The sequence below is a fragment of the Streptomyces sp. NPDC007084 genome (genome assembly GCF_040703595.1).
Classification (GTDB): Bacteria; Actinomycetota; Actinomycetes; order Streptomycetales; family Streptomycetaceae; genus Streptomyces.
The window spans coordinates 172389-193967 of record NZ_JBEYFY010000009.1; the positions used below are offsets into that span (position 1 = coordinate 172389).

At 67.0% G+C, this 21579-nt stretch carries 17 protein-coding genes; 3 read left to right on the top strand and 14 right to left on the bottom strand.

Translation table 11 applies throughout. From position 1 onward, the window contains the following. Nucleotides 1–148 precede the first annotated feature (148 nt). The 7 genes from AB0912_RS11445 to AB0912_RS11475 form a co-directional block, all read right to left on the bottom strand. Nucleotides 149–1192, bottom strand: coding sequence for a hypothetical protein (locus AB0912_RS11445; RefSeq protein ID WP_366698163.1), 1044 nt, complete (start codon nucleotides 1190–1192; stop codon nucleotides 149–151). Next, on the bottom strand, nucleotides 1186–2208 hold the full coding sequence (locus AB0912_RS11450) for a glycosyltransferase (RefSeq protein WP_366698165.1): 1023 nt from the start codon (nucleotides 2206–2208) through the stop codon (nucleotides 1186–1188). The genes AB0912_RS11445 and AB0912_RS11450 overlap by 7 nt, the downstream gene beginning before the upstream one ends. After that, nucleotides 2209–3501, bottom strand: coding sequence for a serine--tRNA ligase (serS, locus tag AB0912_RS11455; RefSeq protein ID WP_366698168.1), 1293 nt, complete (start codon nucleotides 3499–3501; stop codon nucleotides 2209–2211). Continuing rightward, entirely contained in the window at nucleotides 3494–4210 is a 717-nt protein-coding gene (locus AB0912_RS11460) for a histidine phosphatase family protein (protein WP_366698170.1), read from the bottom strand. The genes serS and AB0912_RS11460 overlap by 8 nt, the downstream gene beginning before the upstream one ends. Next, nucleotides 4207–5139, bottom strand: coding sequence for an aminoglycoside phosphotransferase family protein (locus AB0912_RS11465; protein WP_366698172.1), 933 nt, complete (start codon nucleotides 5137–5139; stop codon nucleotides 4207–4209). The genes AB0912_RS11460 and AB0912_RS11465 overlap by 4 nt, the downstream gene beginning before the upstream one ends. Further along, a complete protein-coding gene (locus tag AB0912_RS11470; RefSeq protein ID WP_366698174.1) occupies nucleotides 5139–6389 on the bottom strand; it encodes a methionine adenosyltransferase in 1251 nt (416 codons plus the stop codon). The genes AB0912_RS11465 and AB0912_RS11470 overlap by 1 nt, the downstream gene beginning before the upstream one ends. 79 nt (nucleotides 6390–6468) lie before the next feature. Beyond that, nucleotides 6469–7362: an aminoglycoside phosphotransferase family protein gene (locus tag AB0912_RS11475; protein ID WP_366698176.1), complete on the bottom strand. Its 894-nt coding sequence runs from the start codon at nucleotides 7360–7362 to the stop codon at nucleotides 6469–6471. Nucleotides 7363–7553: 191 nt separating this feature from the next. On the opposite strand from AB0912_RS11475, the gene AB0912_RS11480 reads away from it, so the two are divergent. The 3 genes from AB0912_RS11480 (at nucleotide 7554) to AB0912_RS11490 (ending at nucleotide 11715) form a co-directional block, all read left to right on the top strand. After that, nucleotides 7554–8774 carry a helix-turn-helix domain-containing protein gene (locus tag AB0912_RS11480; protein WP_366698178.1) on the top strand — a complete coding sequence of 407 codons (1221 nt, stop codon included), beginning with the start codon at nucleotides 7554–7556 and terminating at the stop codon, nucleotides 8772–8774. Nucleotides 8775–8784: 10 nt separating this feature from the next. After that, complete coding sequence (locus AB0912_RS11485) at nucleotides 8785–9267, top strand: NUDIX hydrolase (RefSeq protein WP_366698180.1); 483 nt, start codon at nucleotides 8785–8787, stop codon at nucleotides 9265–9267. A gap of 639 nt (nucleotides 9268–9906) precedes the next feature. Next, nucleotides 9907–11715 carry a DNA cytosine methyltransferase gene (locus AB0912_RS11490; protein WP_366698182.1) on the top strand — a complete coding sequence of 603 codons (1809 nt, stop codon included), beginning with the start codon at nucleotides 9907–9909 and terminating at the stop codon, nucleotides 11713–11715. Between the two features lie 5 nt (nucleotides 11716–11720). Here the strand turns inward: AB0912_RS11490 and AB0912_RS11495 are convergent, their stop codons facing one another. From AB0912_RS11495 to AB0912_RS11525, 7 genes are all read right to left on the bottom strand, one after another. Next, nucleotides 11721–12350, bottom strand: coding sequence for a hypothetical protein (locus AB0912_RS11495; RefSeq protein WP_366698184.1), 630 nt, complete (start codon nucleotides 12348–12350; stop codon nucleotides 11721–11723). Then, nucleotides 12347–12922, bottom strand: coding sequence for a very short patch repair endonuclease (locus AB0912_RS11500; RefSeq protein WP_366698186.1), 576 nt, complete (start codon nucleotides 12920–12922; stop codon nucleotides 12347–12349). Before AB0912_RS11500 ends, AB0912_RS11495 begins: the two co-directional genes overlap by 4 nt. A gap of 215 nt (nucleotides 12923–13137) precedes the next feature. Further along, nucleotides 13138–15147, bottom strand: coding sequence for an AIPR family protein (locus tag AB0912_RS11505; RefSeq protein ID WP_366698189.1), 2010 nt, complete (start codon nucleotides 15145–15147; stop codon nucleotides 13138–13140). Beyond that, on the bottom strand, nucleotides 15140–16159 hold the full coding sequence (locus AB0912_RS11510) for a PD-(D/E)XK motif protein (protein WP_366698191.1): 1020 nt from the start codon (nucleotides 16157–16159) through the stop codon (nucleotides 15140–15142). The genes AB0912_RS11505 and AB0912_RS11510 overlap by 8 nt, the downstream gene beginning before the upstream one ends. Continuing rightward, the gene (locus tag AB0912_RS11515) at nucleotides 16156–18933 is read right to left on the bottom strand and encodes a Z1 domain-containing protein (protein ID WP_366698193.1); all 2778 of its coding nucleotides are present in this window, start codon (nucleotides 18931–18933) and stop codon (nucleotides 16156–16158) included. Before AB0912_RS11515 ends, AB0912_RS11510 begins: the two co-directional genes overlap by 4 nt. 62 nt (nucleotides 18934–18995) lie before the next feature. Further along, a complete protein-coding gene (locus tag AB0912_RS11520) occupies nucleotides 18996–20474 on the bottom strand; it encodes an ATP-binding protein (RefSeq protein ID WP_366698195.1) in 1479 nt (492 codons plus the stop codon). 303 nt (nucleotides 20475–20777) lie between these two features. Next, nucleotides 20778–21467 (bottom strand): hypothetical protein, encoded by a 690-nt coding sequence (locus AB0912_RS11525; RefSeq protein WP_366698197.1) that lies wholly within the window; start codon nucleotides 21465–21467, stop codon nucleotides 20778–20780. Nucleotides 21468–21579: the final 112 nt, after the last annotated feature.

Sequence of the window (21579 nt, forward strand, 5' to 3'; positions counted from 1 at the left end):
GATCGCGGTGGCGAGCACCATGACAGTCAAACTAGACGCCGCAGGTCAGAGGCGCGCCTGCGACTGGCTTCGTTGTCAATGGACACGAACTGGGAAATCGGCGGAGGGGCCGCCCTGGTAGACGAGGCACGGTGGTTCGCGACCCAGGTCAGAGATGTTGCGCAGAGCCAGCTTCCCTCGGCGTCGGCTGCCCTGATTGCCGCTCCATCTCAGTCTCGACAGCGCGAGCGACCTCTGGCCATGGGGCGCTCAGAGGGCTGAACAGGGACCAGTAGTCGTGCGCATCTCGAACGATGGCACTGACACCGAGGCGCACAGCATCCGGGGCGATCGTGCCCACGACGCGCCGGGTGACCCCGCCGGCGCCCCGGGATGCAGGGTTGATCCCGGAGCCCAGGAGAAGCGTGGCGGTGCGGATGGCGTCCAGCGTCGCCGGTGGTGCCGCGTGGGCGAAGCGACCGTAGATCAGGTCACCCCAGCGAGCCTGAGTGCGGGCCCAGGCCAGACGCTCCAGGCCCGTTCCGAGATCCACCGCCAAGCGATCCGGGTGGTCGGTGTGCCACAGGAGGACGATGTCCCCGAGGGTGAGGTTCAGGTGGTCGAAACGGAGCGTGATGCCTTCGACCTGTCGCCGACGCCACGGTCGCAACGCCCCGTATATCCGCAAGTGGCGTGCGTGAAAGCCGAGTTGGGAGAGCGTGGTGAGCCATCCGTCCAAGACGTCACCGCACTCGTCCAGGTTGTTCACGGGCTGGACGCGGGAGATGTTGACGAAGGAGGTGAGAAACCCGTCCTTCAGGAAGCCCGAGACATCGCGCTGGCCTGTGAAGCGGATGACCGGCTGGGCGAGTAAGCCGCGTCGGTAGGTGTGGGGCCTGCCGTCCTTGAGGAGCGGATCGAGGGCTTGTACTGCGGAGATGGTCAGCTCCGTCTCCCTGCCCCAGCGGAGGGGGAGACAGGTGTCGCGAGCGGCTCCGCCACTCGCGAAGGAGGTCTCCAGGCTGTCGAGCAGCTCCCTCCACGAGGGGCTTCTACGTGGTGGTCTGTAGGGGGTGCCTCGGTGTGGGTGCCGGATTTCGATGCGGTCGGCGGCGGTCGTGAACTCCCAGTGCGGTCCTAATCTCGCGCGGAGCACGGCGGGTATCTGTCGGGCCAGCGTCTCCGCGACCGTGCTGGTCGATCGGGTCAGCATGTTGGTGCCGCCATGGCGGTGAAGTGCCGTGCCGGGTCGAATCGGTGGAGGCCGATCTCCTGGACCTGCCGATGGTTCAGGCTCTCCGCCTGCTCGATGGCGTGTGCCAGTTGGTGGGCGGCGGTCTCGTCGTCTTCCTTGGGGTCGGCCACGGCGATCGTGCCGGTCGCGTCGCACAGGGCGGCTTCGGCGCATGTGCCCGTGCGCCAGGTGAGAGCGGCCATGGGTGTGCCGACGCGGAGGGATTCTCCGAAGACCGCGGCTCCGGCCTCCACGTAGGTGCGGGCGTACGTGTAGACGAAGACGGAGGCGTCGCGGATGGCGGCGGTCTTGGCGGGGCCGCCGAGTTCGCCGACCCACTCGACGTGGTCCGCGTTGAGGAGCTGGGCGTGGCGGCGTACGTATTCCTCGTCGAAGACGGGGCCGACGATCCGTATCCGACGGCCGAGTAACTGGGCGGCGCGGGCAGCCAGATGGGGCGCCTTCTCCGCGTCGACTCGGCCGAGCCATACGAGGTCGCGTCCGGCGACGGCAGGTGGTTCGTCTTCGTCGAGGCCGAGGTGTACGGCCAGTTCCGGGATGGGCTCGCAGCTGGCGTACCGCTCGATCATCTCGGGCGAGTAGCAGTAGAGGCGGGACCGCTTGCCGTCGAATGCGGCGTCGGTGTGCTGGAAGACCGGGGAGTGCTGGAACGTGGCGACGTCGCAGTCCAGCTCGCTCCACGTGCGGGCCCACGCGGGCAGCGAGGGGTATTCGTGGCCCACGACCAAGAGATCGTAGTCGTTGGCGCGGAGCTCGCGTTCGGCGAGCGATCCGATGGTGATGTCCTCCAGGCGGACCGGCTTGCGGACCCAGTCGTGTTCCAGGTCGGCGAGCCAGCCCGGCCCGAGGAGGTGTACGTCGGCGCCTGCGGTTCGGGCGCCTACGGCGACCGCCCACAGCCATCGTTCGATCCCGCCGTATCCGGCGGGTGGAAAGGCGTAGCTACCAGGGAAGTCGCAGACGCCGACGAGCACTTATGCCTCCGGTGTTCCGTCCGCCGAGATCCGGCGGAAGCCGAGGTACGGGAAGAGAGATTCGGGGAGGACGAGCGAGCCGTCCTGCTGCTGGCACTGCTCGAGGAGCGCGGCCAGGGTGCGGCCCACGGGCAGGCCGGAGCCGTTGAGCGTGGCGACGAGCTTGGGCTTGCCGTCCTCGCCGCGGGTACGGATGTTGGCGCGACGGGCCTGGAAGGTACCGAAGTTGGAGATCGAGGAGATCTCCCGGTAGGTGTTCTGGCTCGGGATCCAGACCTCGATGTCGTACGTGAGCTGCGCGGAGAAGCCGGTGTCGCCGGCGGCCAGCTTGACCACGCGGTAGGCGAGGCCGAGCTCTTTCAGACACGCCTCGGCGTGGCCGACCATGGTCTCCAGCTCGGCGTCCGCCGTCTCAGGGTCGACGATCTTGACCATTTCGACCTTGGAGAACTGGTGCTGGCGGATCAGGCCGCGGGTGTCGCGCCCGTACGAGCCGGCCTCCGAGCGGAAGCACGGGGTGTGCGCCGTGAGGGCCAGGGGCAGCTCGGCGGGCGGGATGATCTCGTCGGAGTAGAGATTGGTCAGCGGGACCTCGGCCGTCGGGATGAGGAACAGGTCGCGATCGGCCGCGCCGGTCTTGAACAGGTCCTCCTCGAACTTCGGCAGCTGGCCGGTGCCGGTCATCGTCTTGCGGGTCACCAGGTACGGGACACCGTGCTCGACGTAGCCGTGGCGGCGCGTGTGGATGTCGAGGAAGAGCGTGGCCAGAGCGCGCTCCAGGGCGGCGCCGGCACCGCGGGAGACCGCGAAGCGCGAACCGGACAGCTTGGTGGCGCGGGCGAAGTCGAGGATGCCGGTGGCCTCGCCCAGGTCGACGTGGTCCTTCGGCTCGAAGGAGAACGCCGGCGGGTTGCCGACGCGCCGGATCTCGACCGCAAACTCCTCGGAGTCGCCGTCCGGGGCCTCGTCGTCGGGGAGGTTCGGGATGGTCAGGAGGAGCTCGGTGAGCTCCTCCTGGACCTTCTCCTGCGCGGCCTCGATGTCGCGGATCTGGTCCTTCAGCTCGCGGGCGCGCTCCTTCAGCTTGGAGATGTCCCCACCCTGCTTGGCTGTCTGCTGGACCTCGCTCGCCACCCGCTTGGACTCCGCCCGCAGCTCGTCGGCCGAGCGGATGCCCTGGTTGCGCCGGGACTGGAGGTCTTCCAGTCGGGACAGGTCCAGGGAGTAACCGCGACGAGCGAGCCGACGTACCGCTTCGGCACCCAGTTCAATCAGGGCGCGGGCATCATGCATGGGGAAGATCCTTCTTATCCGGCGAGTGGGATGGGGATACGGCATCGACGGTAGCAACCGCCGGCCCCTCGCCGATCCGCACTATCGACGCGTCACCACCGGCGGTGATCTCGCGCAGAGCGGCCGATTCAAGATCATCCAAGAGCTCCGTGACCAAGAGGGAAAGATCGTCGTCGGTGATAGCGAGCGGCTCGATGTACGGAGCCTCGGCGAAGAACAGCGGCATGGGCTCGCCGGCCGCGCGATCTCCATGCCAGTGGAGGACGGACACCAGCAGGCCATGCCCGACCAGGACGCGGGGCCCCGGATGCTCCAGAGCGGCGAGGACACCGGTGAGCAGCCTGCGTATGCCCTCATGCTGCGACTCCGCGGCGCCCGGTGGGCGCCGACGAGGACCGTGCTCGTCGAGCCAGGCCGCGTATTCGAGGAAGGGCTTGCCCTCGAACTCCCCGTAGTCGAGTTCGTTCAGCCGGGCGTCGACAACCAGCTCGGGCGAGGGGACGCCCATGAGGAGTGAGGCGGTCTGCCGCGCTCGCGGAAATTCGCTGGTCAGCCAGGTGGCTACGGAATGGAGAGGGAGGACGTTCCACGCACGGGCGAGCGGCTGTCGGCCTTCGTCGGTCAGAAGAATCTGCTTGGTCGGGTCGCCGTTGACGAGGTACCGCTTGCTGTAGTCGGTCTGGCCATGGCGAAGGATGTACGTCGTCACGATCCGCTCCGAGGGGTTGTCGCTGTCGCCAGAAGATCGCTGAGCACGGTGGCCATGAACGTGGCGCGTGGGTCGCCGGACTCCACGTAAAAGAGGAGGCCGTGGACCGCCAGGAGTCGGCACCAGGGTGCGAGCACGGGGACGGGGGTCCGAGACGCACGTGAGGCGACGGACAACCGTACGGACGTCCCACGCCCGAGCTCGTAGTAGACGGTCCAGAACGCCCAGTCGAAGGCAGGGTCGCCCACCATGGGAAGCGGATCGATCAGCCGGGGGTGTCCCCGCCAGTCGAACAAGACGTTCTCGCGGTACAGGTCGGCGTGCAGGACCGTCGTTCGGCGGGAGCCCTCGTCCAGATCGGCGACGGCAGCGAACCCTGCTTCGACAAGGGGACGCCAGCCACCAAGGTCGAGTTCGCGCATCCGCCGATCGATCTGCGGGCGGACGTCGTGGGCGAGGTAGTCGGTGAGGAGTGGAAGCTGCTCCGACCGGAGCCAGCGGCGCCCCAAAGTGTGGAGCCCCTGGACGGCCGCCGCCACCATCTGCAACTCCCGCCGCGGCCGATCCGCGCCGCCGGGTTGCCCTCCGATGAGTTCGAGCGCGGCCACGCCCAGGTCGTCCGCGTCCTCCACGACCCCCGCCGTCGGACCACGGGCCCAGAGCCGTAACGCTTCCACCTCGTGGCGAAAACGAGATGGATCAACCCATGCTTTGAGGAGCAGCGGACGCCCGTCGGGACGGGCCGCGGTCGCGATCACCGAGGCGTGGCCGGCGTCGTGGTACGCCACGAGCGTCAGCTTCCACCTCCCTGCCGCACGTGCCAGCAGACCCGGGACGGCGTCGAGCCACGGCTTGACCGCAGGCCCGTAGTGCGCGAGCAGCCGCTGCCTGCACCCCGCGGGGATCTCTCCGAGCGTCCGCTTCGTCATCAGCTCAGCTCGATCCCGTCCGAGACGAGCTCATCCGTCAGGGCGGGGAACTCGCCCAGCACCTCCGCGACGAGGGCCTGCACCTTGTCGACCTCGGCGTCCGGGGCCGAGAGGCGGACGAGGATGCGCCAGGGTTCGTCCAGACGCTGGCCGGTGGTGCTGACCAGATGCACTTCCGCGTGCCCGTCGGTGGTCTCGTGCAGGCGGTGGGCCAGGCGTTGCGCGGCGATGTTGTAGAGCTTGCCGACGTGGTAGACGGGGTTCTTGCCGTTGGCGCCCTCCAGGTTCATCGGCCGCAGCGGCGTGATCAGCCCGTTGACTCGGTTGCCGCGCCCGACGACGCCCTCGTCCCCGGACTCGATCGAGCTTCCGGTGTAGGTCAGGTACAGCTCGTCCTTCTCCGGGACGTCGCGGGCGTTGAGCCGGAAGCGCGCCTGGGCGCCCGGCAGCCGGAGGCCGGCCAGCCGGTGGCACTCGGCGAGGACGGTCTCCTTGTTGCGGATGTACTCGGCCCGGCTGGCGACGTGCCGCGACTTCTGCGGGACGCACAGGACGATGTCGGCTTCGTCGCCGTCCGAGAAGCCCATGAGCTTGACGTCGGATCCGCACCACGCGTGGGAGAGGGTGAACTCGCTCTCGCCGGAGAAGTGGTTCACCAGGTCGCGGACGAAGGTCTCGAAGGCGTTTTCGGGGGCCCAGCCGGTCCCCAGCGACGTGTCGTTCGAGAGCCGTACCCGGCGCTCACGGAGGTCGTCGACGGAGCGGGGATTGAACCAGCGCGTGCGGTCGGGGGTCCCGTCGCCGGTGAGGACCGCCCCCGGGCTGGAGTTGCTGGTGATGTTGAAGACGATGTCGAGGTGGTCCGATACCTCGGGAAGCCGCTCGGCGAAGAACGCCCGCACCTCGGCCTCGACGATCTCCTCGACCGGGATCGTCTCGCCCCCGCACATCGGTGCCGCGCGACCGTTGACCAGGACGCGGACCGGGGCGGTCATCTCGCCTGATCCGTAACGGACTTCGCTGGCACCGCCGAGGAGAGCGAGTTTGTCGAAGTTGTGGTGCAGCACGGCGCCGAAGCGCGCGACGGTGTGGTGGCTGTAGGCGCGGGACAGCCGCTCGGCGAGGTGATCGGCGAGGGTGTCCGGGTGGCCGAGGCCCTTCCGCTCGACGATGGTCGTCGCGTCCGGTCTGGCCATGGCGGTGTCGATGACGAGGTGGCTGTTGCCGATGATCGTGCTCGTACGAGGCATCACGAACTCCCGTTCAGGGGTGGGAAGAAGGGGATGAGCGCAGGCGTCAGCGCGCCTGGACGAGCGGTGCGGTCGAGATTCAGCGAGGGACTCCGGCAGCGCGGAGATGCGCCACGATCGCTGCGAGCGACTGGTATGCGGAAACGGCTTGTTCTTCAGCGGTGAGTCGGACGATGTCGTGGGTCGTGACGAGGTCGATGTCCTGGGTCCGGCGGCGATCGAGCCAGAGGAGCAGACGCCAGGCGAGCACCGGCCCGCAGAACGGCAAGCGGTCCGCGAGATCGACGGGGATGCGCGCCGGCGCTACGTCCTCGTACAGCAGGTCACGCACGAGGTGGAAGACGACGTCGGTGTAGTCGAGAACGGCTGGGCCGCAGGCGCTCGCCTCCCAGTCGACGACGTGCAGGTGCCCTCCGTCGACGAGGAGGTGCTCGGGCTTGAGATCGCCATGTAGGTGAACGGTTGGGTGGGCGTCGATCGTTGAGAGGGCCTCCCGCAGCGCAGCCCACCAGGGCATCCACCGGCAGCGGGCCGAGAACTGATCCAGTAGGAACTGGCTCGTGGAAACTGGGCTGCCAGTCCGTGCCGCCCAGCCGGGGCCAGGAGTAGCGCCGGCAGTGGGCCGGTGAAGCATGCCGCTCACCGCCATGACGTGACCGATGTAGTCCTCCCTCGCCTTGTGGGTGGCCACCGAGCACGGCGTCCCGTCCACCGCCCGGAACACTGTCCAGGACCCGGCCTCGTCGCATCCCGTCGCGAGGACGGTCGGAGCCAAGATGCCGCACAGGGCAGCACGCTGGACCGTGCTGGTCTCCCGTCGGCGTCGGCCCTCGGGGTCGATGCCGACGTAGACCTTCAGCACGGCACTGCCGTCCGTGGCGAACCGCGTTCTGGAGTACGGCTTGCGGACTGCCACGCCGAACGGCCCCAGCCCTTGTCCGGCCCATGGCTCCGCCGTCTTCGTGCTGCGCATCCTCCACACACCTCCGTCCCGTTCGAGAAGCAGAACCGATCGCCAAAGCCTGCTGGAATGACGGGAGTTACCTCCATCGCCCTGCGGCTTTCTCGGTCTGCTGAGACAGTAGGCGCGGCGCCCCGCAGCACCCCGGAAAAACCTTCCGGGGTCGATTCCGGCCACGAGGTGATGCTCAGGACATGCGAGGGATGACAGAGAACCTGACCATCGGCGAACGCGTGGCCTGGTACCGGCGCCGACGTGGACTCTCCCAAGAGGTCCTGGCCGGCCTCGTCGGCCGCACCACGGACTGGTTGAGCAAAGCGGAGAACAACCGGATCGAGCTCGACCGCCTCTCGGTGATCACCTCACTCGCCGAGGCTCTCGACGTCTCGCTCGGTGACCTCCTCGCCGAGCCGACGCTCCTGGAGTGGTCGAGTGACAGCGGCCGCCGCACGGTGCCCGCTCTGCGTGACGCGCTCATGGACTACAAGCAGCTGACGCCCTTGCTGGGGCTCCCACCCGACGACGAACCGCCGACCCTGGCAGGCTTGCGGGACGCGGTGAAGGAAGTCCTCGACGCCTACCAGGTGTCGCAGTACGGCTTCGCGACCCGACGGCTTCCCCTCGTCCTCGCCGACGCCCTCGCGGCCTCCCGCTCGTATTCAGGGCGTGAAGGGGAGGAGGCCCATGCCGAACTCGCCTTGGCCTACCACGGTGCGGCCATGGTGCTGGGCAAGGTCGGGGAGTCGGAACTGGCGTGGATCGCCGCCGACCGTGGCCTGGCGGCAGCGCAACAGAGCGGCCAGAGCACGGTGACGGGCTCGCTCTTCCGGGCGGTCACGCACTGCCTGATGGCCACTGGCCGCTTCACCGCGGCGATCCAGCTGGTGAACGACGCGGCGGCCGTCATGCAGCCCGGCCTGGGCACCGCGAACGACGAGTACCTCTCGGTCTACGGCACGCTCTTCCTCGCCGGCGCCATGGCGGCCGCCCGAGCGGAGGACCGTGCGACTACTCAGACCTTCCTCCGCGAAGCGGATGAGGTCGCACAACGGCTGGGTGCCGACGCGAACCACCTCTGGACGGCCTTCGGCCCGACGAACGTGGCAATCCACTGCGTCGCCACCGCCGGAGAACTCGGCGACATCCAGATCGCCGCCGACCTCGGGCAGCGCATCGACACCAGCGGCTTGCCTGTAGAACGGCGCGTGAGGCACAGCCTGGAAGTCGCCCGAGCCCTCGGCGCCTGGAACCGAACCGACGAGGCCCTGGCCACGCTGCTGGACGCCGAGCGAGCCGCACCCGAGCAGGTGCGCCACCACTACCTGAGCCGCGAACTGGTCATCGGCTGGATCCGTGGCACCCGAGGCCGCCCGTCCCAGCCGGTGGCCGACCTGGCCCGCAGGCTCGGCGTGGTCGGCGGTTAGAGTCCGTCCTGTGACCGAGAACGAGCACGAAGCGAAGATGGCCCACCCGCGCATGGCAGCCGGCGCGCTCTTCTTCGATGACGCTGACCGGGTCCTGCTCGTCGAGCCGTCGTACAAGGATTACCGCGACATCCCTGGTGGCTACGTCGAGAACGGCGAGTCTCCGCTGCAAGCGTGCGTGCGCGAAGTCCATGAGGAGCTGGGCATCAAGCCCGCCATTGGGCGGCTGCTCGTCGTGGACTGGGCGCCGAACCCGGGAGAGGGCGACAAGGTCCTTTATCTCTTCGACGGAGGCCGTCTCACCGAGGATGAGTGCGGGCATATCGAGCTTCAAGCCGACGAGCTCCGTGGATACGCCTTCCACGACACCAGGGAGCTGTCGGGGCTTACCATCCCCCGCCTCGCACGCCGTATCACCGCAGGTGCCGAGGCCCGCGTCAACGGCGTAACTGCTTACTTGGAGCATGGAACGGCGCCGGAGGCGACTTCGTGACCGGAGAACACCGACCTGGCGCGGCGAAGAATGACCGCCAGCCCTGCTCGGCGACGCCTATCTCCATCCTGAATTAGGCGAGGACCGGCCAGGGGAACTTCGACGTTCGCTACTGATGCCTCGCCTCGACTGAGGCTGCCGCTGTTGCGGTCCTGCACGAGGCAGGGGTAGCGACTCGTTGCTGATCTGCTCCCTGCTCTTCAGCGGGTACGTACGCGCCTCGAACGTGTCTTCACCGGCGTTGCGTCGTTGTCAGGGCAGCGGTGTCGCATTACACCTGCCCATACCGCACGCGCGGGCAGCGGATTCCACTATGATCGACCGTCTTGGGACACAGGACTACGGTTCGAAGCTGCAGGTCGGAGGGTCTGCGGAAGCGGTGGCTGCGTCGGGGGGACATCAGCCGTCAGCTCTGCGAATCCGGTTGGGGGACCTGCCGAAAACCTTGCTTCTACCAGCACGTCTGTGGTCTCCTGGTGCTCGTTCATGTCATGCGTCACGGAGGGTTGTGCTGTGAGTAAGGGGCACTACGGCGTACCTCTTGAACGCAGTGATTGTCTGGAGTTGCCACTTCACCCTCACAGCTGCACTCCTGAGTCCTTCCCGGAATGGCTGGAAAACATCGGCAAGGGCAGGCGCTTGGCCGTCGATCTCTTCTCCGGTGCTGGTGGGCTGAGCGCGGGCGTTGAGCGGGCTGGGTGGACCACCGCCGCAGCAGTGGACACCGACGAGCGTGCACTCGAGACCCACAGAGCGAACTTCCCCGGCCTGGGCCTGCAGATGGATCTTGGTGATCCCAAGGAGCGGGACAGGCTGGAGGCAATCCTCGGGCCTGCAGAGATTGATCTCGTCGCGGGTGGGCCTCCGTGTCAGCCCTTCAGCAGGGCCGGGCGCAACAAGATCCGCCACCTCGTGAAGAAGCACGGGCGTGATCCGGAGGACCGCCGGAAAGAGCTGTGGAGCGCCTATCTGGACATGGTCAAGCGGATCAGGCCGCGGGTGGTTCTCATGGAGAACGTTCCTGACATGGGGCTGCACGACGATTTCTTCGTGATCCGGACGATCGAGGAAGAGCTCGAGGAACTCGGCTACGCGACGCAGGTGCGACTCGTCGACGCGTGGAACTACGGTGTCCCGCAGCACCGGAAGCGCCTCATCCTTCTCGCCAGGAGGGACGTCGACGACTTCACCTGGCGTGAGCCCGCTCCGCGGCGCACCACGCTGCGTGACGCGATCGGCGACCTCCCGGAGCTGAAGGTCGTCGCCACCGAGCGAGTCGGTGAGCGGAAGATCGACTACCGCAAGCCGCGCAAGATCTCGGATTTCGCGGAGGAGATGCGCAAGGGCGCGACCCGCGGTGTGATCTGGGATCACATGACCCGAAGGGTCCGCGCAGACGACCACCGGATCTTCCAGGTCATGGACTCCACCACCAAGTACTCCCAGCTACAGGAGAAGCTGGACGGGGAGGAGAGGAAGTACCAGCGGTACAGCCCGGACAAGTACACGGATAAGTACAAGAAGCTGGCCTGGGACGAACTCAGCCGTACGATCACGGCGCACATCGCCAAGGACGGCTACTGGTACATCCACCCGGAGCAGCTGCGGACCTTGACTGTGCGTGAGGCTGCACGCGTGCAGACCTTCCCGGACCGGTTCCGCTTCGCCGGCACCCGGAGTGACGCCTTCCGGCAGATCGGTAATGCCGTGCCCCCACTGCTTGGCGAGGCGGCCGCCGAGGTACTGAAGCCCGTTGACGGATCCGACGCCACGTCCGGACTTCAGCCCCGATGGCGGGAGGTCCGGAACGCGCTCACCGACTGGGCGGAACGACGGCGCGCCGGAAGCGACTGGTACCAGCTTCCGAGCGAAGAGCCCGTGCCACTCCATGCCGCTGTCGTGGCCATACTGTCCGGTGCCAAGGTCAGGCCGGACGCCATGGCGGAGATCATGGACATCGTCAGGAAGTCGAGGACGCTGACCTCGACGCTGTTCAAGAAGCTGGTCGACGCGGCGCCCACGAAGCCAGCCCGCGCGCGAGTGGATCGTCTGACGCCACTGGTCGACAAGCCGAACGCCTGGAGGGTGGATCAGCGACTCAAGATTCCGGCCAAGCTGTCCATGAAGCCAGCTGAAGAGGCTCTCTACAAGCTGCTGATCGGCGAAGATCTCATGCTGGTCGGCACGGGGAACCTTCGCGTGGCTGCGAGGGTCAACGGTGTCGACGAGGACCACGCGAACCGGCTCAGCGACGGGCGCGTCAACCTGGTGAAGCTCGTGGGCGCGGGGAACGACGCACCGCTCCGCATGGCGGCGGTCCGTCTCATCGGTGTGGACCTGTGCCGGGACACGCAACCTGTCTGCTCGGACTGCCCACTCGTCGCTCACTGTGCTCGCCGTGGGGAGCTGTCCGACGACCTGCTGACTCTGGCCGTCACAGGGGAATGAACCTCTCAGTAGTCGTCGGCCCGCTCGAGTTCCTCGGCGAGTCCTTCGACCCATGCCGGGGCTGGCAGGGCGTCGAAAGCTTCTCGATGCTCGACGATCGCCCGACCCAGGGCATGGAGATCGGTCACTGATCGGCCGTACAGGTACCAGCGCCCTCCACGCTGGTCGACACCACAGCCCGCGAGTTTCGCGAGTTCGATGATCAACGCGCCGCGCTCCGGGTCAGGGGCGACCCCCACCAACGGGTGGTCAGCGTGATGGCGGTGGTCGATCCCGCCAGAGCATGAATAGAAGGTGGCTGTCCGGGCTGCGCTGAGAGCGAGACTGAGGCCGGCGACTCCGACGTCGTTGCCCTGAAGGACGCACATGAGGTCGAAGTACCCCAGGTCGTCTGTCTCCCGGGTCTCGTCGAGGAACTCCTCGACGCCGTCAGGCGCGTCCGATGAGGCCGCCCTCTCGAGGACCTCAGCTTCCCTCTCGAGACACTCCTCTGCTTCTGCCCAGCTGGGCAGGCCGAGGCAGTGGTATTCGTGATGCTCGGTGAAACCGTTGGCCACCCCCTCGGCCGTCAAGTCACCGCTCAGGCCAGCCAGTTGATAATTGTGGCCGATCGCTATCTCGAACTCGGGAATCATGTGCCAATGATGACGGACAGCGTGTCGTTGGGGGAGAGTCGCCGGGATTCGCGTCCATCCCCGAGAACCGAATTTCGGGCACGGGCCCGCGTGCTTTGATTCACAGCGCTACGCGAGCGGATGCTGCCGCCCTGTTCACGGGCCACGGTCGCCACTCGCTGAGCGGCGCCCGCGGTGTCACGGCGAATCTCGCATTCCCAGATCCGCACCACGGTCCAACCGGCTTCCGTGGCCTCCATGGTGTTGTGTTGGTCCCGCTTTCTGTTCGCTGCGATCTTCTCCTGCCAGAGAAGGGTGTTGGGGCCCTGGAACTCGGCGGGGCAGTGTTCCGGGCAGCCGTGCCAGAAACAGCCGTCGACGAAGACGGCGATTCGGTACCGAGGGAGCACGAAGTCGGCAGTGCAGCGCCGCGCGACCCATCGCTGGAGGCGAAACCTCAGGCCCAGCCGGTGCACGGCCATCCTGACGGTCACTTCGGGCTTCGTGTCCCTCGCGCGTCGACCGCGAAGGTGTTCGCTCTTCGTGGTGGAGACCCACTGTCCCGCCGATGGTCCTCCACTCGCTCTGGTCACGATCTCAGCCCCAGCCTGTTGAGGTTCTCCTGGGAGGAGAGCGCCGCACTCTCCTCGTGCTCCTTGAAGCCGCTGTAGTCAGCGATCGCACAAGGTCGCATCGTGCTGCGTCATACCTCGAGGAAACGGTCAGGGACTGGGCAGGGAAGAGGATGCTCTGAACCGCGGTGTTCAGGGTCCGGGGCCGGGTTGTCGTCATCGTCCGAACCTGGCTCCTACGGGGTGGGGTTGAACCCCAGACGTAGTGCTTCGTTGCGGGCGTGCAGCGCTTGGACGGCCTGGACCTCGGGGACCTCCTGTTCCAGTTCGAGCCTCCTACCGACGAACTGCGCCAGCTGCCGCTGCCACGGTTCGAGGGCACGTGTCTCCTTGGCCCAGCGTTCGATCGCGTACCACTCGTCGGCCGGGATCAGCGCTGCCTCCTCGGCGGCTCCGGACTCGGTTCCGGTACCACCGGAGAGTGCGGCCTCGTCCAACGGATTGTCGAGCAGTTCGGTGGACAGAGCGCGTGGCATCGTCCAGGGGACTGTGGACACCACGTCCCAGCAGGCCACCTTCTTGGCCCATTCCCCGACGTGATTTCCTTCCCGGGGTGTGGTCACCGCCCTCATGACACGTGGGCAAAGGTCGTGGATGGCGGATTCCAGGACCGGCGTCACGGACTGGTCCCGCCAGATCCGGTCGAGGTCGATCCGACGATCCGTGGCCAGGGAGAGACGCGCCACGGTGTAGGTGGTGATCATGCTCTTGTGGCTGCCTGCGCCGTGGATGGCGGCAATGCGGTCAACGGTCTTGAACAGGATCGCCATGGCGATCACCCGCTGGCAGTACTGGAGGTCCACCCGAGGCGGAGCCTCCTCGACGCGCAGCATGAACTCGACGAAGTTCTTCTGGGCGCCTCGGCTGACCAGGTAAGGGAGCCGGTGCCAGGAGTGGACGAACTTGGCCAGGTCCGCCTTAGTGAATTTCTTCTTCGTCGGGTTGAGCTTCTTGAACTGCCGCTGCCTTGCGGGCGTCCGGGCTTTGGCCAGCTCGTCCGTGTACTGGCCGCGAGCGCGTTCGTAGAACCAGTGAGTCTCCTGGCCGCTGCCGTCCGCAGCGGGGGCCCACAGAGAGCGGGTGATCCGCTGGATCTCCACGTGGTAGTCGTGGTTGGAACTGAAGTCGACCTGGGTCACCCGGTTTTGCGTGTTGGAGTACTCCGAGATCTTCGGAACGATCTCGGCGAGCCGGTCGGGTGCCACCTCCGTCAGCTTCATCTGCACCCGCGCGTCGGACAAGTCTGCCTTGTCACGGGTGAGCGCGTAGTGGAGCGAGGCGGTCGTCTGACCCCCGTTCACGATCTGCAGGCCGTGGATCCCTGAGATGTGGGTGGGCTCGCCGTCAGGGCCCCTCACGAAGTCGACCTGTGATGCCGTCGCGGTGATCCCGTTGTTGTAGGCCAGGAAACGGCCCGGCGCGTGCAGCAGGGTCTCCCGAATTCCACGGTTGACCGAGCCGCGGGTCTGGAGGAAGGAACGGACGTTCAGTTCCAGGAGTCGCGTGCCGTACTCGGCGTACAGCTCCGCGAGCATCTGCCCGGGTATCACCGCCAAGGCGACAGAGTGGTCCTCCTCCGAGGAAGGCGCGGCGACGCAGGGGAGCGGCGGAGAGAAGGGCACCACGATGGGCTCGCCGAGCGAACCCGACGTCGCGTGACGGTGCAGGCGGGCCAGGTCCCACACCTCGTGGGTCACCGGCAGGCCGTCGAGGTCTGACGCCGGTACCTCGGTGAAGGTGCCGACGCGGTTGCTGAGCAGGAAGAGCCTGATCCGTTGCACTTCGGTGAGGGCCTTCTCGACTGCCGCGCACATGTCGTACACGTCGAAGGACTCGTCGATGTGCTGCTGCAGTCCGTCACGGCAGCGGGCCGCGAAGGTCAGGAGTCGTCTGAAGAACGTCTCGGTCTGCGCCTTGCTGAGTTTGGTCTCCAGCGGCGCCAGATGGAAGTCCGTGACGAACAGGTCCAGAGACTCGCCCGACTCCCCGATCCCGTATCCGTGGACCTCGTGCCCGTGCGCCTTGTGGTAGGCGGTGAAGGTGTTGGAGACGATGCCGGCCTGTTCGAGGTCTTCGAAGACCCGTCTGGTGAACGCCTCCGGGGTGGTCGTCCCCTCGGCGTCAGCCGTCGCCTGGACGTCGGCGACCAGGCTGCGGGAGAACTCGTCCAGATCCAGCTCAGCCATGGGGTCCCCCGATCATCTCACGCACCTCGTCGATCTGTGCGCGGAAGGCGTCCAGACCCGAGGTGCTCACCTGGTAGGAGCAGTTGCCGACCCCTTCGGGGAGATGGGACTCGGTCAGCCTGGGGAAGCCGTCTCGTACGTGCCAGAAGCGCAGGTCCCGCATGGTGTACCGAGGCTCGTCGTAGCAGTCCCGGTGTGCCGGCAGGTAGCCAGCCTGAATGAGCAGGCCGTCGAATCGGGCTCGAGCGGCGGGGTTCGTGAGCTGCTGCCGAATGCGGTCGACTCGCCTGTTCAGGCTCTCGCCAGAGCCTCCGCGCCGCTCGTCCAGCTGTGCGAAGGCCAGGAGGAGGGCAGGGGTACCGGTGCTGTCCAGCTGTCTCTCGCTCGCGATCCGGATGTTCCGGGGTCGCTTGGCGGTGCTGACCTTGGTCTCGATGGCCACGTCCGGCAGCTGGAAGTCCTGGTTGGTCCCCGTGGGGCCGGTCCAGGCGTCGACTGCCTCGGACTGGGAGAGCTCTGCGATCAGGGTGTCTCCCAACAGTAGGAGTTCGCCGTACAACCCACGCCGAGCCTCGGGGCTGAGTCCGTCCGTGCTGACGGCACGCAGCAGGTCCTGCCACCTACCGAACCGCGCCACGGCGGCAGCCAGGGCGTCGGCAGCTCCCGAAGCCGCCTGCGCAGTGGCGGCCACGTCCGCGACAAGCGGGTTGAACACCTCCCGGAGCGCATTCTCGGTCAGGATCACCTGCAGCTCGTACTCCAGGCGGGACACCGCGCTCAGGTTCATCTCTATCCCGGCGGCCCTCGGCAGACGGCCGACCGACCGTACGACGGGGTCAGCGGAGCGGGCGTCCGTACGGAAGACCAGCATGCGCTGCCGATCGGGGTGGGAGACGGAGAGGAAGATGTCGAGCGGGGAATCCGGGTACATGCGGATACTGGAGCGCCCTGGGGTGTCCTGCGGGCTCTCCAGCTCCTGCCACTCGTCCTCGGTGACGTCGGTGACCGTCACGCCTCGTCCTCCTCCTCGTCCTTGGTGTAGATGTCCTCCTGCAGCCAGATGGCGTTGGCCTCGTACTCGGTCTTGGTCTGGTATTCGGAGTGCGGGAAGCTCACCTGGAACCCCACGACAGGGGGCGTCTGACCGGGGACAGACGCGTCCGGCACCGTGAGCGGGTAGACGAGCAGCAGTCCCTGGTCAGTCCTGCGTTGACGCCGGATGTGCGGGCCGGCCGGTGTCTTGGGGACCGACGCCTTGTCCTGCAGCTTCGCGGCCTTCTCAGCGGCTGCTCGTGCCGCCTCCTTCTGGTCGACGTCGAGGTCGATCATCTCGTCCGGCGGGCTGAGCACCCTGCGGATCGTGTACCGCCCCTCGTCCCCGAACCTGGGGTTGAGTGCCTTACGGGTCACGAGGCCGACCGTGTGCCCGGCGATCGTCTTGGGAGTGTCCGACGTCGTGCTGCCGACCAGACAGACCGTCCAGCTGCCGAGCTCACCGACCCTCGTGCACTGGTCCACGTACTTTGCGATGAGCCTCGGGCGGACACGCTGTGCCATGCGGTCGGTCTCGTAGGCGGTCAGGAACTCGGAGACGATCTCCGCGGGCACGTCGTTCCACTGGACCTTGCCGTTCGGCGCACCGGAGGGGACCGACTCGGCGATGGCGTCCATGCGACGGACGAGGGCTTCCAGGGCCTGATAGTTGCGCTCGACGGTGCCCTTCGCGAGATTGAAGATCACGGTCTCCGGCCCCTCACCGGAGTAGCTGAGCATGATCTTCGTGCTCTGCCGCATCTTGTTGGCTGCCGTCACGGTGAGGCCCAGCGAGGAGGCCCGCACCTTCAGGCCGAACTGCTTCGGAGTGAGGCCGAGGGTCGCCATCTCCTCGACCTCCCTGCGCAGTTCGTCCGTGGCGGCAGTGACCTCCACGTAGGCGTCCTCAAGAGTCGGCATGGTGTAGAGGCGGCACAGGTCCTCGTATCCGGGGCGGTACCCGAACCACCGACCCATCTGCAGCAGCGTGTCGTACGTCTTCGACGGCCGCAGGTAGTAGCTGACCGTCAGGCCCTCCAAAGTGAGACCGCGAGAGAGCTTCTGCCCTCCGATGGCGATCACCGAGAGGCCGTTCCTGCGGTTGTCGTAGTAGTCGAGGGCGTCCTTGGAAGAGCCGTTCACGGTCTTGACCTGCATCTTCCGGAGGGCCGGAAGGAGCTGGTCGGAGACCTGGTCCCAAGTCAGGCGCTCGGCCTGTTCGGGCTCGAAGCAATCAGTAGTCGGGGCGAAGTCCCTCTCCCACAGGGCACGGAACTCGGCACGGATCTCGGGCCCCTTCCCGTAGCGATCCCGCATCATGTCCACGACGAGGTGCAGGTGGTCCTGGACCTGCTCGTGCACCAGGTTCTGCACAGCGGTGAAACGGGTGACGTGCACCAACATCGAGTTGTGGACCTTCGCCTGGCCCCGGGCCCGGCGGGCGGCGCAGGAGAGCACGAATGAGAGGACCGCCTCGCGCAGGGACTTGGGGAGGTCTCCAGCAGGGACGTCGCCCGACTTGTGGCCGGAGGGGAGCCAGGCGTCACTGTCGTCCACGTGCCGGACGAGCGGCAGAGCCTGCACGTCGTCCTCGTCTTCATCCTCCACTTGGAGGCCGAAGACCCTTTCGGGACCTAGGTAGTTCGACGGGGACGGCAGACTTCGGATGAAGCTGGCGGGGAACAGATCCTCACCCGCCTCGGAATGGTCCGCCTCCGGGTCGATGTAGATGTTGGCGAACGGCGTCGCCGTGTAGCCCACGTACGCGGACTTGTCGAAGCTCTTCATGAGCTTGCGGATGGCCGCGTTGGTCTTGGTCGGATCCGCTTCCGGGTCACGCACCGTGTTGATGGAGGCGTTGTCGGCCTCGTCGTCGATGACGAACAGCGGGAGGTCGCTGATGACCTTGTCGCCGTTCTCGTCCTCGACACCATGTACGTCCAGTACCCACTTACGTACGTACTCGAGAATCTTGTAGTGCTTCTTGACGACGAGTACGACGGGGAAGTCACCCAGGGGGAAGTTGATCGCCTTCGCTGTCGCGAGACCGAAGTCCCCCTTCTCGCCGCTGTTGGTCGGTGAGGCGATCTTGAGCTTCTTCACCAGCGGCATCTTGCCCACACCTATGGCGCGGGAACGCCCGTTCTCGTCCGAGCGGCTCTGGTTCTGGGTGTCGAAGCCCAGTAGCCCCTCGTCGATCCGGAGTTGGGTCTGACTGCGCAGGTCGTTGTGGATGCCTGCGAGCACCACGATGAAGCGGTAGCCGGCGTCCACCGCCTTCGCCGTGAGCCCGATGTACTGGCCGGTCTTTCCGGACTGCACCTGGCCGATCACCAGGCCCCGGCGGCGCCACGGTCCCGGACGGCGGGGGTCCTCCAGCTGGCCCAGTACGTCATCCGAGCTTTGGTCCAACCGGCGCACGACCCACGGCGGGAGGTTGACCACGTCCTCGAGGTACCTGCGGTAGCGCTCCCAGAAGTCCCAGTCGCGGTCGTTCTTCGCCTCGGGCAGCCACGGTTCGTGGCCCTCGCCCTCGGTGAGGGCGAGGGACCGCTCCTGGAAGACGGCGGTCAGGGCCTCGATCTCCTTGACCAGCACGTCCCGGTCGACGGCCTCACCCTGCGCGGCCATCATGCCGAAGATGACGTTGACCGCGTTGTACACCTCGTCGGACTTCGGCTGCCGGTCCTGAGGCAGGAAACTGAGCACCAGGCGCCGGGCCTTGGCCATGGGGTCGTCGGGAACGTCGCTCACGTGGAACCTCCGGTCGGACGAAGTCGATGTCTGGGAGCGTAGGGGCGGCCACTGACAATGCGTCATCTGCTCCAGAAACCCTGCAGCTGATCGAAGGGCGGCATGGTCCGCAGCCGATCTTTGGCGGCGGACGGGGAACGGCCACCCGAGACCAGGGACTCGTAGATGCGCTGTGCGACCTCGACGGCCGCGTCGTCAGCCGGGCCCGGGCCGCCGAACGGTTCCGGGTCGTCGCTGCTGTCGGTCTCGTGCATCACGCGCAGCGCCGCGACGGGGATCGTCTCCTCAAGGAGACGGATCAACGCGCGGATGTCGGCGCTGGTGTTGCCGCCCGGACGCAGAGCGGACTGGACCAACGGGTGGCTGCGGTTGATCTTGCAGGTGACTCTGCCTTCGGGCCGGCGTACGAGCCACGCGTACGACAGCGGGTCGCCGTGAGTACGGGCGGCGACCTGCCCTCGGTACCGGAGCACGTCCGCCGCGGTCGACCGGGCTTTGCGCGCGATGCGGTTGAGATGCGGCCGGAGGGCGACGGGCGGGACGACGCTCGACTTCCTCACGTCGACGCTCCACTCGGCGTCCGTCTCGGTGGGGATGTCCACGGCGATGCGCGCCAGGTTGTACTTCTCCTCACGGCGCATCCCCCGTTGCCCCAGCCAGTCACCGGCGAGGATCAGCCGGTTCCGGCGGTACACGTAGAAGCCCTGCTGGTCGAGCCAGCCTTCAGGACCGGCTGCCTGGGCGTACTCCTCTGAGCTGAGCCGGTGGGAGCCGGGAAGGATGAACGCCTCGACTCGAACCGAGTTGTCACCCAGTGGCAGCTCCTCCGGCTGGAGGGGCTGTACCGAGGGATGGTTGCGCAGGAAGGGATCCCAGGCTTCCACCGTGGTTCCGCGTACCCGCAGGTCACGGCGTCGGGTACCTGTGAGGAACCGGGCGAAGACCATGCCGAGGTGTGACTCGGTACGCGTCGCCTCGGCATAGAACTGCTTCTGGGTGCCCTCGTCACCAGTGCTCACTTCAGCGGCGTGGTATCCGTTGAGCCGCCGCCAGAGAACGATGGTGCCGTGGTCGGAATCCCTCCGGAGCCTGTCCAGTACGGCCATGGTGTCGGTGTCCGCGTCGTGGAGCAGCCGCCACTGACCTGACTGTTCGACGACGTCAAGGTCCCAGGTCCGGGTGTGCCACTGCCCCCTGGCCTTGGTCGAGCTCACGGTGAGCTGCCTGGCTTGGGAGAACGAGGCGGACTTGAGGCCGACGCCGAACCGGCCGAGGTCGGTGGCCGAGCGCGGCGTCGCGGGGCCGCGGGCGGCCACCGTCATGGCCGTGACGAGTTCCTCGGCAGTCATGCCCCACCCGTCGTCGACAACCGCGATCCAGGAGTCGGCGCCGGCCCAGGTGAACTCCACGTCGATGGTCCGGGCCTCGACGGAGATGCTGTTGTCCACGAGGTCGGCGACTGCGGCTGGCAGCGAGTACCCCAGCGAGCTGAGCGAAGCCACCATGCCCGCCGGCTCGGGGGCGGCGATGTCGTACTTCATATGTGCCCGGCTCTGCTTCCCCGTGACGTAGTTCTCCGGAGGGTGACCGTCCCGGAGACTCGGTGAAACCGGGCGGATGCGACCCCTGACCAAGAGGGACCACTGCGTGCGTTCGTTCGCTCAGGGCGACACACCCCACCACCAATCGATGCTACGGGAGCAGCACCGCATGCCGACCGGAGTTCGCCGGACCCGTGGTTTCGGGAGGTGAGATGGGGCCGAGACTTCCCGTCCGTCCCGGCACCGGCTTCGGACCTGCTCACGCAGTGACCCCGTTGAACAGGCCGTCCATCTTGTCGACCTTCACCGGAATCGGGGACGCCAGTGGCCAGGGACCAGCCCCAGCGCATCGAGATGGACCTGACGACTTCCCACGGGGAAGGATTTCTTGGCGACCTTGAAATGCACCCCCTCGGTCGGTAGGTCGGGCCTCACCAGCGCGTCTGACAAGGTCGCCAGGTCGGGTGGCGTTCCCAGAGCCTGTACGTAGCGAAGGGACGTGACATGCATGGTCTGCGCTGGGAGCGGACGCAGGCAGAGCTGCTGTGGGGTGCCGACGCACCAGGTCCAGTCGATCGACTCGAAAGGTGGCCAGCCGCTCGGCAGCAGGGCCGTCGCCGTTCCCGTGCGGAGTTCTTCTCTCAGCCGGTCCAACTGGCGGGCGGCGGAGGTGGCCCAGTTCTCCACCTTCATCGCCTCGGGTAGGGACAGCGCCTCGATCGGCCACTTGATCTCGAAGCACAGGCCCACACGCCTGGCCGGGTCCACGGCTACCACGTCCAGGTCGCCAGCAGATCGGCCGTCGGCTCTCGTCGCGGGCACTCGCTCGGCGACGAGAGCACCTGGGGTCGTGCGTAGCCATTCGGTCCATGCGGTTGCACGGTTGCCTAGTTCACGTCCAATACTGCCGAACCCTCGGGAGTCGTGGGCAGCGGAACGAAGCATGATCGGGTCCACGGCCCGGGGAGTGATCAGGGGCGGGCAGATGATCACGGCGTCACCGTACGGCACTAGGGCGTGTCCGCAATGTCGGTGGGTCGTTGGTCCGTTCGTGGTGCGTCGTCATGAAGTGACTGATCAGGCTTGGGCGGTGATCGGGCCGTTG